This is a genomic window from Acinetobacter sp. ANC 4178 (assembly GCF_004331175.1).
In the GTDB taxonomy this organism is placed as follows: domain Bacteria; phylum Pseudomonadota; class Gammaproteobacteria; order Pseudomonadales; family Moraxellaceae; genus Acinetobacter.
Map to the genome: position 1 here is coordinate 1 of NZ_SJOD01000009.1, position 16,735 is coordinate 16,735.

A 16,735-nucleotide genomic window follows, 5' to 3' on the forward strand; every position below is an offset into this window, starting at 1 on the left:
TCCATCTGAGCAGCACCAGTAATCATGTTTTTAACATAATCGGCGTGGCCCGGGCAGTCTACGTGCGCGTAGTGACGGATTGGAGAATCGTATTCTACGTGTGAAGTATTAATTGTAATACCACGTGCTTTTTCTTCAGGAGCAGAGTCGATTTGTGAGTAATCTTTCGCTTCACCGCCGTAAGTTTTTGCACAAATAGTTGCAATCGCAGCAGTTAAAGTAGTTTTACCATGGTCAACGTGACCGATTGTGCCCACGTTTACGTGTGGCTTATTACGTTCAAACTTAGCCTTAGCCATGTTTATATTCCTCGTTTACGTCGAACACAATTCTGAGAAATGCTCAGCATCGACATATCGCCTAAAAAAGCAGACACCCAATACTTGAAAAGCAGACTAATAAGCCTGCTTTTTAAAATCTTTGTAGAATATCTACTAAACTGTATCTGGAGCTCTTATCGAGATTTGAACTCGAGACCTCTCCCTTACCAAGGGAGTGCTCTACCACTGAGCTATAAGAGCAATCATCTTCGATGGAGCGGGAGACGAGGGTCGAACTCGCGACATGTAGCTTGGAAGGCTACCGCTCTACCAACTGAGCTACTCCCGCTTAATGTTGGTAATTAACCACTTCAATCGAAGTTAATGGTGGTGAGGGAAGGATTCGAACCTTCGAAACTTTCGTAGCGGAGTTACAGTCCGCCCCCTTTGACCGCTCGGGAACCTCACCATTTCACACTTATTTCAGTGTTGTTCTTCACTTAACTACTGCACACTTTTAAGATGGTGCCGGCACACGGATTCGAACTGTGGACCTACTGATTACAAGTCAGTTGCTCTACCAACTGAGCTATGCCGGCTCTTTCTTAGTGTTTCGTACGTTTCGTATCGGAACGGTGTGCAGTTTAGCAAAACTTAGAATCCTTGCAAGTGTTTTTTTCAAAAAAAACGTGAAAAACTCACAAAATCAATCCATTTGATGATAATTCAACCGCTTTGATCACTGCGCGAGCTTTTATTTGGGTTTCATTCCATTCAGATTCAGGATTTGAGTCCACAACCAGTCCCGCTCCAGCCTGAACAAAGACCTTATTTTCACGAATAACACAGGTTCGAATCGCAATCGACATGTCCATTTCGCCATGCCAGCCTAAATAACCAACAGCACCACCAAATACACCACGTTTTACAGGCTCAACTTCGTCAATAATTTCCATGGCACGAATTTTTGGCGCCCCAGACAAGGTTCCCGCAGGAAAAGTGGCTTTAAAAACATCCAAAGCATCCACATCATCACGAACTTCACCCTGTACATTAGAGACAATGTGCATCACATGCGAATAACGTTCGATCACCATTTGATCAGTGACTTGTACTTTACCAATTTTTGAGACACGACCAACATCATTACGCCCTAGATCAATCAACATTAAATGCTCGGCAATTTCTTTTTCATCGGAAAGTAGATCTTTTTCTAAGGCTAAGTCTTCTTCTTTGGTTTTACCGCGTGGACGTGTGCCTGCCAAAGGACGCACCGTGGCAATCCCATTTTCTAAACGAGATAAGATTTCAGGTGAAGAACCCACAATATGAAATGGCTTTTGGTCTGTCAGGGTCTGCCCTTGTACCAAGAATAAATAAGGCGATGGATTGAGATGACGCAACGCACGATAAACCTGTAAAGCTTCTCCATCAAAATCCGAGACCATACGATGTCCAGGGACCACCTGCATCACATCCCCTGCACGGATGTATTCCTTGACTGTCTCAATCGACTCTAGGAATTTTTGTTTGCCCGTTAACGACTCAAAATGTGGTGCGCTGTGCTTTTTCGCTTGTAGGCTCACAGGGGTCGCAAGCAACTGCTCTAAGGCATCCAACTGTGTTTGTGCTTTAAAATACGCCTCTGGATCACTCACATCAGCATGTACAATCAAAAATAGTGTGTCTTTTAAGTTATCAAATACAATAACCGTTTTAGACAGCATCATCCAGATATCAGGTAAGCCGACTGGATCCGCCTCAGGTACATTGTTTAAACGGGGCTCAATGTAACGCACCGCATCATAACCAAAATAACCGACCAATCCACCCGTAAAGCTTGGCAAATTTGGTAAATCAGCTTGTGTAGGCACTTTAAACTGTGCTTGAAAAGCACGAATATATTCGAAGGGATCAGCACAGTCTTGTTGTTCATGCGTGCCATCCGCATGTTGAATGGTGAGCTTGCCTGCATTGCAGGAAAACACGGTAGATTCACCTAAGCCAATAATAGAATAGCGTGCCCAGTTTTCTCCACCCTCAACCGATTCAAATAAATAGGCTTGTTGATGATCTTTCAGGCGCGCAAAAACAGATAATGGGGTTTCTGTGTCTGCCAAACGTTGGCGGTAAACAGGAATCAGGTTGTAGCCTTGGGCTTTTAATTGCTCGTATTGCACTTGAGTCGTCATGAGGTTCTCTCTAAATTCCGATTGGGGTCCATTCAATTTTTCGTTACATCAGACTGAGCGACGCCATCGAAAAGCTTTACAACGACTCATGTGTCATTATTCCTTATCTACAAATTACGTTTTGATTAATTCTCTTAAATCATCCACCACTTGCTGTGGCTGGCAATTCTGTATATCTTCACCATGATTATAACCATAGCTTACGACAATACAATCAATACCCGCACGCCGTGCAGCTTCGACATCATTACTCGAATCACCAACCATTAAGGTTTGAGATTTTTCAAGTTGATAGGCTTCAACGCAGTGTAACAATTGACGTGGATGCGGCTTCCGTTCTTCGAAACGATCTCCACCAATCACATCAACAAAGTATTTAGACATCCCCAAAGCCTCAACGATCATACGCGCAGGCAGTTCAGGTTTATTGGTGACACACACCATTTTCTTGTTCTGTTGCAAACCCCATTCTAAAAACTCCAGAATGCCATGAAATGGACGTGTTTCGACGCAAGGTTCTGCATTGTAAATTTTTAAAAAGGTATCGAGCAGCTGTTTATGCTGTGCAGGATCAACCTCACCCGTGAGATATTGCAAGGTACTGTAACAAAAGATAGATGTGCCTTTCCCCACCCAAACACGAACTTGCTGCTCAGTCACCAAAGGAAGCTGTAGTACGTTAAGACTCATATTCATCGCACGATATAAATCAGTCGCTGAATCGACCAAGGTTCCATCCAAATCAAATAAAATGAGTTCACGGCGATCTAATTGGGCAATATTCATAAGCAGCTCGAATGATTCAGATATAAAAAAGGCATGCCGCAGCATACCCTTATTGTAGGCAATTCCCAGATTATTTAAACATTACCCAAGCGAGGATGGCCAAAATCACCAAAACAATAATCGTGATTAAACCCAGTGAAGCATTCTTCTGTTCTGTGCGTTCTTCTTCTACACGTGAAACTGGCTGTTCAACTGGAACAGGCGCAGGCTCTGGTGTCACTTGAGATATATCTACACCTGCTGGAATTGGCGCAGGTTTTGGCACAGTCACATTCTGCGGCATACCATCACGACTTAACTGCACATTGCTATCACGTTCAGTCAGGCTCGGCATACCCTGTTCATTCATGTGTTGCGCTGCTGATTTCTCAGCTTCAGTTTCAGATGGTGCAACAGCTTCAGCAGGTTGTGACATATCTACCGCTTCTTGTACTGTTTCTTGCTCGACCACTTCAACGACTGATGTTGGTGCAAAGACTGAAAATTTAAAGCTTGCAAACTGAACAATATCTCCATCTTGCAACTGACTTTCATCTTCAATTTTTAGGTCATTCACAAACGTGCCATTCGATGAATTTAAATCCTGCACCCATAACGCCTGCTCTTTTAACAACAGTGCTGCGTGTTTACGTGACACCTCTGCCGATTGTAACAATACATCTGCATCTTGATGGCGCCCAACCAACATATCGCGGTCGATATTGATCTCTTGCCCCGTAAATTCGCCTGTAATTGCCTGTATCTTCCAAGTCATCACATTATCTCTTTATGATTTTGCTTCATCATACCATGCAAGTTATAGATTTCAATTTGGATCCCTTGGCATTACGACGCTGGGCGCACCCGGATAGTCGTTACCGTATTTTTGGTTTTTTCGACTTCCGATTTTGGTAAAGGTGTACTGGTGATTGGCGGCTCAATTGCCACAGGTGTCGTTACAGTCGTCGCGTTGGATGTCTGTGCACCCGATGGAACTGCCTGATAAGGGCTGGTGCGTGGTGCACCCGGTTTCACAGGTAAGCGCTGCATATAGACATCATCCACCTGTTCAGGCAGCTTGGCAAAGCCCCCATCTTTATCAAGCGCTAACTGCAAGCTATAAAGCTGACTATAACGTTGTTGAGATAGACGACGAACATCATCACCTCCACCCACAATGGTTGGGTGAATAAAGACCAATAAATTGCGTTTCTGATTCGATTTTGAGTCCGATCTAAATAAGCGCCCCACTCCAGGAATCGCACCCAGACCCGGAACAGATTGACGACTATAAACCGAGTTATCTGAAATTAAGCCACCCAAAACTACCGTCTGACCATGTTCTGCCAAAATTGACGTTTTAATGGCCCGTTTGCTGGTGACCAAATCCGAAGCCTGACCTTTGCTATTTTTCACCCCAGAAACTTCTTGTTCAACTTCCAAACGTACCGTGCCATCTTCCCCAATGTGCGGAATCACTTTGAGTGTCACACCAACATCTTTGCGTTCGATGGTGGTGTAGGGATTTACTGAGCCATTGTTGGTACTCACTGATCCTGTCACAAAAGGCACGTTCTCACCCACCACAATGTAAGCTTCTTCATTGTCCATCGTGACAATCGAAGGGGTTGAAAGTAGATTTGATTTGGTATTTTCTTTGAGTGCCTGAATCAGTGCGCCATAAAGTTGACGCGACCCATTGCTGCCCTCTTTATAGTCACCTAACACCAATGAACTGCCCGCACCAGTCAATGCTTGCCCCAACCCCGAAGCACCACCACTTAAATAGCCCGCAGCCAGACTGGCCAGACTTGAACCCACGTTATCAAAACTGATTAAGCCGACACCACTACTCAGGTCACCCAAAGCCCATTGCACACCCAATTGATCGGCATCGGAGCCTTCTACTTCAATAATGGCAGCTTCGATTAAGACTTGTTGGCGACGAACATCAAGTTGTTGAATCGCAGACTCAATTTCTCGCATCAATTGCGGATCTGCTTTGACCACTAATGCATTTTGCGAACCGTCAGCAATAATACTGATCCCGTTGGCATTAAAACTGGTGATGTTGTTCTGATTATTCCCAGCAGAACTGCCCCCCAAATTAATTGCTGGTGTCGAGATACTTGAGGATGAACCATTGTTTGTCGTCGTGTTGGCACTACCCATCATATTATTGTTGGCATTGGATGTACTGTTCGCACGACCATCAGACCCTGAAACTGCCTGCCCTGTGACCAGTCCTTGTAAAATTTCGGCCAAATTTTTGGCACTGGCATACTTTAAACGAAAGACCTTCAAGCCACCTAATCGGTCTGCCGCTGGCACATCCAACATTTCAATCAATTGACGTAAACGTTTGCGTGTTGCCGTATCACCTTTAATTAAAATACGATTGGTACGATTGTCCGCAATCACGCGCACTCGTGCACCTTTTAAATCTTTGGCTGCACCTGTTGCCGTCATGGAATCTAATAAGCCAATCATCTCCTCAGCTTGGCTGGATTGCAACGTAATCGCTTCTATATCATGTTGATCGGTGCCATCTAAATTACGAATGATGGTTTCCAGTTGATAAATATTACTGGCACGATCTGACACAATCAGCGCATTAGCCCCGGGTACTGCCGACAGATTTGCAAACTGTGGCATTAATGGACGTAAGGCAGGAATTAAATCATTGGCATTGGTATTTTCCAGCCAAATCACGCGTGTAACAATTTGATCACCTGTAGCGCGATTTTTAGCATCGTAGGGAATCCCCGAACTTTTCACATTGCTGTCTGGAACAATTTTTATGGTGTTCCCTGATGGAATAGCCACCACACCATTCACATTCAGTACACCCAAAAATAAATCGTAAACTTCACTTTTATTGAGTGGCTTATTGGAAATGACCGTCACATTGCCGCGTACGCGAGGATCAACCGCAAAATTTTTCCCTGTAATATCGGCCACTTCATTAATAAACGCCGTTAAGTCCGCATCACGTAAGTTGATTTTCCATGTTTGCGCATAGGCACTGCTACTGACGGCAGCAATAAGAGGTGCACTTGCGAGCAAAGCCCAAACTGGACGGTTATTATGAAATAAAGCCATATACTTCTGTGTTTCCTAACCCCTACGGGTGATTTTTCATCATTTAAAAATTTTGTTGTATGGTCATCACCTGATCACCACGTTTTATTTCTAGTTTGACTTGCCCTGCTTGTTTCGCTTGTTCAAGTAATTGCGCATCATTCTGCCCCTGTCCCACACTTTGACCATTTAAGGACAAAATTCGGTCTCCAGGTTGTAATCCAAGGGTATTGCGTAAAGCTGAAGGTGTTTTACTGGTGACTTCATAGCCATCACCTGTGGCTGCACCCACCCCCATATCTGCCAAAAATTGGTCACGATTTTGTTGCATTTGTTGCACGGCTTGCCCCAAAGCATTTTGGGTCGATTGTGGTGAATTTGCTGTGGGCAGCGATGCCGCAGCCGCAGGTGGAACAATCGGTTGATTTAAACCATTCGCAATTCGATTAAATGCAACTTCTTGACTTTGTCCTGCCGAGTCCCTTAATACCACATGATCCCAATACACTTCAGCCAACTGATAGGCTGTGCCTGCCAACGTTTCCCCAACTCGATAACGATCTGCTACTTCGTTGACTTTAATGACCGCTGACGAGTATTGACTTGGATAGGACACCACTACCCCTTGTAAAACAAAATTGGCAAGCGCTACACCACTCGAAACATTATTTTCCTGAAATAAAGAAAATGCCGAAATATTGGGAACTTGAGGTTGCTGTGAACCCAACTCTACACGTTCTAATTGCATCGGCATTGGCGGAGCAACCCATAACCAAAAGATACTGGCCAATTTCCAACTTAAATATGCCAATAATGCGGCCAAGAGCCACGGTGCAAACCGATTGAATTGTGTGCCATTCAAATGCTGTAACTTATCTTTGACCGATCTCATTACATCCCCCCTTTCAACAGGGGCTGACGAGAACTGACCACATAGGTATCTAAACCCGCTTTACCTTGATACGAGGGTACATTCATCAACATACGTTGCGTAATCTGCACATCAAGCATCAAATTTTTATCCAAGAGCAGATTTATCATTTTTTGGTCACGTTGATCTCGCACATCAATCATCAACACTTGATCTCGATCACTTAAACTCCCTTTTAAGGAAGGAATATTCATTTGCTCTTGACGCTGTGCAAAACTATACGTCAGCTCACCGCCAACCCACTGCACAGTACCTTCTGCTTGTTGAAAACCTTGATCTTTTTGATATTTTAGCTGTAGATCTTGAACTTGAATTGGATTGCTCGGCCATTGCCAATCGGCAACCCGCTTTAATGTTTCTGGGGCAATTTCACCTGATAATGCATTTACGGTCCAACGCTGCCCAAAACCATAGCCAACGGTACCTTGTAACTGGGTACGTCCGCTATGAATATCCACCTGAGCACCTAAACGAAGCAGCAATAAATCTAAAGGGCGTACTTTCCAACTCAAGGAGCCGTTTAAAGCACCTTGATGCCAATCCGCCTGCCCCTGCCAAATATTTCCACTCACATTCTGTAAAACTTGGTTATTTTTATAAAATTTAGAAATAAGCCATGCTGCCGGAATTTGCAGCACTACAAAAAATAAAAATGTACTTAACGCAAAAATCCACCATGCAAGGTGCTTATTTTTTTTTGTCATCCCAACACAACCAACATCGCTATTTTTCTTCCCTGGATATGTATTTTATCTTTGCCACCCATTATGCACACTTTTTTCACATCGCCAATTCATCACTATAAAAAAAACCAAGCAGTTTTGCTTGGTTTAAATAGTTTAATCAGATTGCATGACAATCTAATGAAGACTAGATGAGGAAATCCTCAAGTTTTGCGCCCTTTTCCAATTCAGCCACTAGCCAGCGAGGTTGTTTACCACGACCTGTCCAAGTTTCTGATGCATCTGATTTATTGCGATAACGTGGCTCTACAGATTTACGAGTACTTTTCTTACGTTTAGTTGCGCCAAACTCTAAGATTTGCTCAATACTCAAACCCACTTTATCAGCAATATCCATAATCTGAGTATATGCATCTTCAATTGCTTGATCTTTTTTAGAAACGATTAAGGCTTCCGCTTCTACTTGTAAACGCTTTAACTCTTCTACAGATAAATTACTAATGTCTGGCATCATATTAACTCCATTAAATACGATTTAATTTCTCTACACACGGGATTATCATATTTTTATTAATTCGATTATTCAACACTTATATTTAAATTCGCTACAAGATTCGAACAGTTAATATAGGTTTTAATAATAAAATATTAAAATAATGATCAAAAATTAAATTAAGTGGCCAACAGCCTGTTCAATTTTGAGAATCTTCTCACGAATATCATCAGGGATTGCGGTTTTTTGCATATTATCTTTATCAACACAAACAATGACTGCCTCTGCCATCGCGACCACTTCATTTTGCGCAGTACTGAATAATAGATAACTCATACGCATTGCACTATTCCGCAATTCATCAACGCGCACAGCAACTTTTAATTGATCTGGATAAAATACAGGTCGCAAATATTTGCACTGATTTGATGCAACAACCGTCAATACACTTTGCTCAAATATATTTAATGCATCAAAATATTGAATACGGGCACTTTCAATATATCGATAATACATCACATTATTTACATGCCCAAAAGCATCCATATCCCCCCATGCAACATTTTGCTCATACACGATTGGATATTCATTGAATAATGACATATATTCCCTTAAATCTTGATTTTCATAAAATTCGCATTATTTTCAAAGATCAAATTTAACTGCTGAATCAAATCTTCTCGATTTTTCAGCGTCGATTTAATCCTTAAATAATTCATGAGCACATTATCAGGATATAAGGTTAATAATGCATCTGCTTTATTTAACCGGTCAGTCGCTTCGTAGACATGCCATTTGGCAAAGGTTAAAACGGGTAAAGAGGGATATTTCAACTCCCAATCCTGAATATGCTGTTCTACATCGCTATAATTTGGCACCTGTTTCAGCAACTGTTGCTGGAACCACAAATAAAATACCTCGGCATTAAACTGTTGATCTAGCAAATGTAAGGCCAAGTTTTCATGCTGCTGACTTAAATCAGGTAAACGCGACAATAATTTTAGCCACAACATTTTAATGTGATAGCTACGGGTTTCGATTTCAGTCGATAAATCTAAATAACGTTGTTGCAAATCTTGTAAGTTTTCAGCACTGGCACGATCAAACTGTTGTAACAGCTGCTCTAGCCATGCCTGTTTGGTGGCTTCATCTAAATGGCCATATTGCATAGAACGCAAATACAGCCACGGAAACTGCACTGCAAAAACACCCCACAGCTCGGTTAAGCGTTGCTCATACGCCGCTTGTACATCCTCCAACCAAGGAGAGAGTTCATGCTGGGTTAAAAATTCAAGATGTGTCAGCGCCTGCTCGCCATCCTGCTGCGCCAGATAAACCTGAATGCGTTGAATCTCTGCCAATTCAAATGCCATAGCATGACTTTGATTTAAAACTGAAAATGCTTGTGGATATTCCTGCTGCATTATATACAGCCTTGAATCAATCACACCGCGTAATAAACCAGATTGAGTAAATGCATTTTGAATAAATTGCTGTTGTTCCCGACCTGCGTCTAACAACCAAATAACAGCCAACTGCTCATAAGGATGTAAGGTTTTGAAATCATAGATTTCTGTTTGCTGTCTTTGTGCACGCGTAAAATAGCGTTTCAGTAGCAGCCAAACCAACTGAAAGATAAAGCCCAGCACAGCCAAGAGCACAAACATGAACCAGACATTGCTCTGTAACTGCCAATCACGCCAATACACATAAACATAGCCTGCACCAAAACCGTAACTCAACACACTAATCACGGCGATCACAATCAGGCATATAAAAGCATAAGCCAATAGAATCTGCTTCATTATTAAGATCCTAGCAATGCACGTGTATTTAAAACTGGCATCGGAATAATACTAAACCCTTTAATTTTCTCGACTTGCTTACGCAGTTTTTGTGCTTGTGCATCGGGCAAAGTCGATAAAATCTGAATAATTTCGTTGAGGTCTTTTTGATATTCTAAGTACTGTCCCTGACTTAATGCCTCACGCGCAACCAAGAGGCGCAACTGTACTTCTTTCATAATGATCGCACGTTGCATCAGTTGTGTGGCTGGTTGCTTGGCTGGTTGTAATTCAAACCAACGCTGCCAAAAATGACGATCTTCCCCACTCACGGGTTTCATTTGAGCCTGTTTAATTTCTTGTGTTAATACCACATCCATCTGTTGCAACAGTTGCTGAATTTGTTGTTGCTGCTCAGTACGCGCTTGAACGGTTTGCTGTATCAGTTGTTGGTCTTTCGCCATCACCTGATGCAAGCTTTGCTTCAAACTCGGCGCCAAAGCATATTGCTCAATGTTGACATTGAGTTGTGCCAGCTTTTCCATAGCAAAATGGTATTGTTGTTGCTGCAAAGCAAAATCAACCAAGTCCAGTTGCTGGCGAATCAAAACCATGGGGTCGACTTGCAACGTTGCAGTAGGTGCCTGTGCGGATGTTCCAGTTGTAGCGGCTGAACCAGATGTAACTGGCTCAGATGATTTTGGGGTTTGACGCTGCAAAGCAACAATTTGATCATTCAGAGTGGCACTATTGGTTTCAAGCTGCTGTAAGGTACTCTGCATTACCGCTTGCGTTTGATTCAACTGAAAAATGTCATAGCTTAATTTGGCAATCCATGCCACACAGACCAAAATTAAAACAATTAAAAACTTTTTCATGCATTTCTCGGCATCGCTCGAAGGCATTGCAATATTGTTGCTGTATTTAAATCAGATAATTGATAGAGATGAAAGAGTAAATGCTGTTGTCGCTGTGTATTTAACAGCAATTGATAAAGTCGCTCACCTAACACCATAAAATGCCCTCGTGCCAGCAGCGCTGTATGGGCTTGCATCAACGCTAACCAGTTCAACCAACTGGCTTCACTGCTAATCAGCACACTATAATGCTGATGTTGTTGCAACTGTGCGACAACTTGATCAAAACTTTGAATGGTCTGTGCTGGGCAATGCCGTTGATACAAAATAAAATTTAAAACAGAGATTCCCTGCTGTTGCAAAGTCTCCATCATAAATTGGCGTCCGCCTTGTCCTCGCCAAAAAGCCACACAAGCAGATGAAGTCAGGTCTTGCAACAATGGAATCTGCAACATCCCCTCAGATGTTTCAACCTGAGGCACATAGCTAGATATGCCATATTGAGCCAATGCTTGTGCTGTTTTTTCACCCACCGCAATCCACTGCACATTACTCAAAGCTTGTAGTGACACACCACTTTGCTTTAAGCCCTGCATTCCAAATTCAACCGCCGAAGGACTGACCACCACAATACAGGTCGCCCTCGGCAACTGCTGATATAAGTCCTGCAACTCAGATGACCATGCACACGGCTCCAACACCAACAACGGAAGCTCCAAGACTTGAATACCTGCTTGTTGAAGGCTTAAGCTGAGTTCGGTCGCACGAGTATTCGGGCGGGTATTAATAAATAACATAATTTAGTGCAAAGCTTGAAGCAGCTCTCCTGCGCCTAACTCGAGTAACCGCTGAGCTAAAGTTTCACCCAACTGCTCCGCTTGCGCCACTGGTCCACGTAATTCAGCAACCAATAAAGTTGCACCATCGACACTGCCGACACGCCCTTCAATATGCAACTGGTCTGCATGTAAAGTGGCATAACCCGCAATCGGCACCTGACAACCACCTTCTAAATAAGCATTAAAGGCACGTTCAGCACGAACACAAGCCGAAGTTTCTATATGCAACAACGGTTGGATTAAATCTAAAACCTGTTGATCCTTTTCACGACATTCCAAGCCCAATGCGCCTTGTCCAACTGCTGGCAAACTAACACTGGCTGGCAAGGTATGACGAATGCGATCTGAAAGCCCTAAACGCTTAAGTCCTGCACTGGCTAAAATGATGGCATCGTATAAACCTGCATCTAATTTCGACAGACGAGTTCCGACATTACCGCGTAAATCAATAATTTCAAGATCTGGGCGCTGCTTCAGAATTTGGCATTTACGGCGCAAGCTTGATGTGCCGACCTTCGCCCCCTGTGGCAAATCGTTAAAATGTGCATAGTGGTTTGAAACAAAAGCATCAAATGGATCTTCACGTTCACAAATCACCGCCAAGCTTAAACCTTCGGGAAGCGCCATAGGCACATCCTTCATAGAATGTACCGCCAAATCCGCTCGACCATCCAACAGTGCAGCTTCCAGCTCTTTGACAAATAAACCTTTACCGCCAATTTTCGCTAACGGCGTATCTAAAATTTTATCGCCTTGAGTGACAAACGTCACCAATTCCACCTTCAAATCAGCATTGCGTTCTTCCAAACAGGAACGAATAAATTCTGCCTGCCATAAAGCAAGGGGACTTTGGCGTGTTGCAATCTTCAAGGTTTTCATAAATTTTAGATACATTGAATAAGGTCAGTTATTCTAAACTTAACTGGCTGACTTTAAAATGCAAGTAGAATTACACTGCACTGTATGAAATCATCCATTTGACTTCAAAGTTTATGAATTCGCTCGCGTAAATTCGGTAAATGTCGTCGACTCACCGATAAACGCTCATCCAGTTCACGGCAACGCACTTGATATTGCCCAGAGTTAATCACTTCTAGACCTTCAAGATAATGCACCGAAACCAAAGCATTACGATGAATACGAATAAACTGTTCACCAAATTCCAGCTCTAGATCCTTTAGCGTCTCATCAATCAGTACACTGCCATTTTTATGACGTACCGTGACATATTTTTGATCTGCTAAAAAATAATAAATATTTTCTACGGGGACCAGTTCTACCCCCCGATAAGTTTTCGCCGCGATTTGATGGCGTTGTGCTTGATTATCCATATCTTCTTTTTGTTTTAAGTTACTCATTTGCGCTTGCGTGAGTTTGGTCAGTTGATCTAAAACCTGTTGCAATTCCTGTTGCATAATCGGTTTTAGCAAGTAGCCCTCGGCATGTGATTTAAACGCATCCAAGGCATGTTGGTCGTACGCCGTACAAAATACAATAGCAGGCGAAGGCTCTAACTGACGCAAATATTGCGCACAGGTTAAACCATCCATTTCTGGCATTTGTATATCTAAAAGCACCACATCGGGTTGATAAAATTGCACCATTTCAATTGCTTGCTGACCATAAGCCGCTGTTGCAATAACCTGATGCCCCATTTGCGTGACCAATCTGGATAAACGCTCTACTGCAAGAGGCTCATCATCACAAATCAGGATGTCCATTCTTCCTCCTTCGTTCAGTTAACGTGGATTATTTTTATAAGTTAACCGCCACTGTTTTATTTATACGGGTATTGCACCACAGTGGTATACATTCCATCCCCTGCAAAAGTTCGGAAGATGACTGCGCGCCCATAATACGCCATGAGACGCTGTTTTACATTATCAATGGCAATACCGTGTCCTTGTCGTAAATTTATTTTATCCTGTGTGTACGGGTTTGTAATGACGATATTGACTTGATGTTGTGTAATTTCGACCAATACACTCACTATACTGGCGGATAATGTTTTCTCAACCCCATGAAAAATACTATTTTCTAGCAAAGGTTGCAAAGTGAGCAACGGAATTTGGACCTGTGAAAATAATTCAGGATGCACAAATTTCCACTCAACCTGTAACCGCTTTCCTAGGCGAATCTGCTCAATCGCCAAATAACGTTGGCACAATTCAATCTCATCTGGCAACTTCACCAACTTTAATTCTTGAAAACTGGCACGAAATAAACGCGATAAATCTAATAGCATTTGTTCAGCCTTATCAGGATCAACAACAATTAAACTAATGGCACTATTTAAACTATTGAATAAAAAATGCGGATGAATTCGGGCTTGCATCGCCTGAATCCGTGCATTCAATTCACTGTGTTGCTGCCGCATCCATTGTTCTCGGATATACAGATATCGAAAACAAAACGCCCCCAGTAACCCCCCATAACTTAAATGCAAGACCACGCCCTGTAATGCAGACGAAAGATCCAAACCTTTAAAGCTAAAGTTTTGCCCAAAAAAAATAAAAATATTGAGAATCAAGCTGGTACAAAAAATGGTGCTTTGTAAAATTACAAACCCCAACAGCAGCATTGAAGTTAATCTCCAATGTTCTAAGCGAGGTTGCAGGCGCTCAACAATGGCCGTAAAGCACAGCAAGACCCAATTGATATACAACATAAACAACAGCACTTGCGTTCCACTTAGGGCTTGCCATGAATGTGCTTCTGCCAAAGCCAATAAAATTGCTAAAATATTGCCTGCAATACACAGCTCGACTAAATTTTGCCACCGTCCCGCCGTACTAAAAAAATAAGAATAGGATGCTGGGACTTCGGCAACTGCTTTTGAATTTGCTATACTCTGTTTAATTTGCCGATTTTTTATTTTACTGAGCCGACATGACCACATCTTCTAATTCCTCTAATCCGTCACAAGCCCAGACTTCTGGCATGTGGGGCGGTCGTTTTACTGAAGCGACTGACGCTTTTGTTGCAGAATTTACCGCATCTGTGCAATTTGACCAACGCTTTTATAAACAAGATATTGCAGGTTCAATTGCCCATGCAACTATGTTAGCAAAAGTTGGGGTACTGACTGAATCTGAACGTGATGCCATTACCGAAGGTCTCCGCACCATTCAAGCTGAAATTGAAGCGGGTAATTTCGAATGGCGGATCGACTTAGAAGATGTGCATATGAACATTGAGTCGCGTCTGACTCAACGTATTGGCATTGCAGGTAAAAAATTACATACGGGTCGTAGCCGTAATGACCAAGTCGCAACCGACATTCGTCTGTATGTGCGTGATGAAATTGATGCGATTTTAGAACTCTTGGCAAAACTGCAAAAAGGCATTCTGTCTTTAGCCGTTAAAAATACTGACACCATTATGCCGGGCTTTACTCACCTACAAACAGCTCAACCTGTAACCTTTGGTCATCACTTACTGGCATGGTTTGAAATGCTGGTGCGTGACTCTGAACGTTTAATTGACTGTCGTAAACGTGTGAATCGTATGCCGTTGGGTTCGGCTGCACTTGCAGGGACCACCTACCCAATCGACCGTGCTTATACGGCTGAGCTTCTTGGTTTTGAAGCTGTTTCTGAAAACTCGCTCGATGCAGTATCAGATCGTGATTTCGGCATTGAATTCAACGCCGCAGCATCACTGATTATGATGCACCTCTCTCGTATGTCTGAAGAACTCATTCTATGGACATCTGCGCAGTTTAAGTTTGTGAATATTCCAGACCGTTTCTGCACAGGCTCTTCTATTATGCCGCAGAAGAAAAACCCAGACGTGCCTGAATTGGTTCGTGGTAAAACAGGTCGTGTTTATGGTGACTTAATGAGTTTACTAACCCTCATGAAAGGTCAACCCTTGGCGTACAACAAAGACAATCAAGAAGATAAAGAGCCTTTATTTGATGCGATTGATACCGTACGTGGTTCGCTCATGGCATTTGCCGACATGATTCCTGCCTTGGTTCCAAACATTGAAATTATGCGCGAAGCAGCACTACGTGGTTTCTCAACTGCGACTGACTTAGCAGATTATCTTGTGAAGAATGGCGTAGCATTCCGTGATGCACACGAAATTGTTGGTAAAGCTGTTGCACTTGGGGTTCAAGAAGGAAAAGATTTATCTGAACTAACACTTGAGCAACTTCAACAGTTCTCTGACTTGATTCAAGCCGATGTATTTGAAAAAGCACTTACTTTAGAAGCATCAGTGAATGCACGTAACCACATTGGCGGTACTGCACCTGCGCAAGTCGAAGCCGCGATTGCTCGCGCCTATGTTCGTTTAGAAAAACTTTACGCTTAAGGGGGTTCACCATGTCTCGACAAGTATTCTGCCGTAAATATCAAAAAGAGATGGAAGGCTTAGACTTTGCTCCATTCCCAGGTGCTAAAGGTGAAGAGTTCTTTAACAATATTTCCAAACAAGCTTGGCAAGAATGGTTAAAGCATCAAACTACGCTAATCAATGAAAAGCGTTTAAATGTGTTTGAACCTGAAGCCAAAAAGTTTTTAGAAGAGCAACGTGAGAAGTTCTTTAGCAATGACAACAGCATTGAAACTGCCGAAGGTTGGAAACCAGAAGCTTAAGTTTTTTTGAATGCTAAAAATGAAAAGACCAGCCAAACAGACTGGTCTTTTTTTATGTATGTTTTTGAATTTTATTCAACTAAATCTGGTTTACAACAAGCATTGGGGTGGTACATTCAATTTCAAGGTTAGAGATATAAAAAGCTACATATCCATAAATAAGGCTACATTTGCACACAATATCCTACATGAGTCATGTGCAGCATCTCACTATAATGACAATTAAGGAGATGGAGACATCTCTGA

General features: G+C 42.5%; 17 protein-coding genes and 4 tRNA genes. 2 read left to right on the plus strand and 19 right to left on the minus strand.

Features of this window, described 5'->3' with window-relative positions; all coding sequences use genetic code 11:
* From E0H87_RS15395 to E0H87_RS15485, 19 genes are all read right to left on the minus strand, one after another.
* The coding region (locus E0H87_RS15395; RefSeq protein ID WP_081407079.1) for a GTP-binding protein at positions 1 to 299 on the minus strand (299 nt) is incomplete at its 3' end.
* A gap of 147 nt (positions 300 to 446) precedes the next feature.
* A tRNA-Thr gene (locus E0H87_RS15400) sits at positions 447 to 521 on the minus strand.
* Between the two features lie 12 nt (positions 522 to 533).
* Positions 534 to 609: transfer RNA gene (locus tag E0H87_RS15405), tRNA-Gly, on the minus strand.
* Between the two features lie 36 nt (positions 610 to 645).
* Positions 646 to 729 (minus strand) — tRNA-Tyr (locus E0H87_RS15410).
* 54 nt (positions 730 to 783) lie between these two features.
* Positions 784 to 859 (minus strand) — tRNA-Thr (locus tag E0H87_RS15415).
* 99 nt (positions 860 to 958) lie between these two features.
* Positions 959 to 2,452 (minus strand): anthranilate synthase component I, encoded by a 1,494-nt coding sequence (trpE, locus tag E0H87_RS15420; RefSeq protein ID WP_131324409.1) that lies wholly within the window; start codon positions 2,450 to 2,452, stop codon positions 959 to 961.
* A gap of 114 nt (positions 2,453 to 2,566) precedes the next feature.
* Positions 2,567 to 3,238, minus strand: a complete 672-nt coding sequence (locus E0H87_RS15425; RefSeq protein WP_131324410.1) for a phosphoglycolate phosphatase — start codon at positions 3,236 to 3,238, stop codon at positions 2,567 to 2,569.
* 70 nt (positions 3,239 to 3,308) lie between these two features.
* The gene (locus E0H87_RS15430) at positions 3,309 to 3,992 is read right to left on the minus strand and encodes an FHA domain-containing protein (protein WP_131324411.1); all 684 of its coding nucleotides are present in this window, start codon (positions 3,990 to 3,992) and stop codon (positions 3,309 to 3,311) included.
* A 71-nt stretch (positions 3,993 to 4,063) separates the two neighbouring features.
* Positions 4,064 to 6,319, minus strand: a complete 2,256-nt coding sequence (gene gspD, locus E0H87_RS15435; protein ID WP_131324412.1) for a type II secretion system secretin GspD — start codon at positions 6,317 to 6,319, stop codon at positions 4,064 to 4,066.
* Positions 6,320 to 6,362: 43 nt separating this feature from the next.
* Positions 6,363 to 7,190: a type II secretion system protein N gene (locus E0H87_RS15440; RefSeq protein WP_131324413.1), complete on the minus strand. Its 828-nt coding sequence runs from the start codon at positions 7,188 to 7,190 to the stop codon at positions 6,363 to 6,365.
* The gene (gene gspN, locus E0H87_RS15445; protein WP_131324414.1) at positions 7,190 to 7,933 is read right to left on the minus strand and encodes a type II secretion system protein N; all 744 of its coding nucleotides are present in this window, start codon (positions 7,931 to 7,933) and stop codon (positions 7,190 to 7,192) included. Before gspN ends, E0H87_RS15440 begins: the two co-directional genes overlap by 1 nt.
* Positions 7,934 to 8,099: 166 nt before the next feature.
* Positions 8,100 to 8,426 (minus strand): H-NS family nucleoid-associated regulatory protein, encoded by a 327-nt coding sequence (locus tag E0H87_RS15450; protein WP_116763490.1) that lies wholly within the window; start codon positions 8,424 to 8,426, stop codon positions 8,100 to 8,102.
* Between the two features lie 153 nt (positions 8,427 to 8,579).
* Positions 8,580 to 9,008, minus strand: coding sequence for an acyl-CoA thioesterase (locus E0H87_RS15455; RefSeq protein ID WP_131324415.1), 429 nt, complete (start codon positions 9,006 to 9,008; stop codon positions 8,580 to 8,582).
* Positions 9,009 to 9,016: 8 nt separating this feature from the next.
* On the minus strand, positions 9,017 to 10,210 hold the full coding sequence (locus E0H87_RS15460; RefSeq protein ID WP_131324416.1) for a heme biosynthesis protein HemY: 1,194 nt from the start codon (positions 10,208 to 10,210) through the stop codon (positions 9,017 to 9,019).
* A 2-nt stretch (positions 10,211 to 10,212) separates the two neighbouring features.
* Positions 10,213 to 11,067 (minus strand): hypothetical protein, encoded by an 855-nt coding sequence (locus E0H87_RS15465; RefSeq protein WP_131324417.1) that lies wholly within the window; start codon positions 11,065 to 11,067, stop codon positions 10,213 to 10,215.
* On the minus strand, positions 11,064 to 11,843 hold the full coding sequence (locus E0H87_RS15470) for a uroporphyrinogen-III synthase (protein WP_131324418.1): 780 nt from the start codon (positions 11,841 to 11,843) through the stop codon (positions 11,064 to 11,066). Before E0H87_RS15470 ends, E0H87_RS15465 begins: the two co-directional genes overlap by 4 nt.
* A gap of 3 nt (positions 11,844 to 11,846) precedes the next feature.
* Positions 11,847 to 12,764, minus strand: coding sequence for a hydroxymethylbilane synthase (hemC, locus tag E0H87_RS15475; protein WP_131324419.1), 918 nt, complete (start codon positions 12,762 to 12,764; stop codon positions 11,847 to 11,849).
* Between the two features lie 104 nt (positions 12,765 to 12,868).
* Entirely contained in the window at positions 12,869 to 13,606 is a 738-nt protein-coding gene (locus E0H87_RS15480; RefSeq protein WP_131324420.1) for a LytR/AlgR family response regulator transcription factor, read from the minus strand.
* Positions 13,607 to 13,662: 56 nt separating this feature from the next.
* Positions 13,663 to 14,784: a sensor histidine kinase gene (locus tag E0H87_RS15485; protein ID WP_131324421.1), complete on the minus strand. Its 1,122-nt coding sequence runs from the start codon at positions 14,782 to 14,784 to the stop codon at positions 13,663 to 13,665.
* Between E0H87_RS15485 and argH the strand changes: the two genes are divergently transcribed.
* Complete coding sequence (gene argH, locus E0H87_RS15490) at positions 14,775 to 16,205, plus strand: argininosuccinate lyase (protein WP_171458388.1); 1,431 nt, start codon at positions 14,775 to 14,777, stop codon at positions 16,203 to 16,205. The two genes, E0H87_RS15485 and argH, sit on opposite strands and share 10 nt — an antisense overlap.
* 11 nt (positions 16,206 to 16,216) lie before the next feature.
* Positions 16,217 to 16,489, plus strand: coding sequence for an oxidative damage protection protein (locus E0H87_RS15495; protein WP_131324422.1), 273 nt, complete (start codon positions 16,217 to 16,219; stop codon positions 16,487 to 16,489).
* Positions 16,490 to 16,735: the final 246 nt, after the last annotated feature.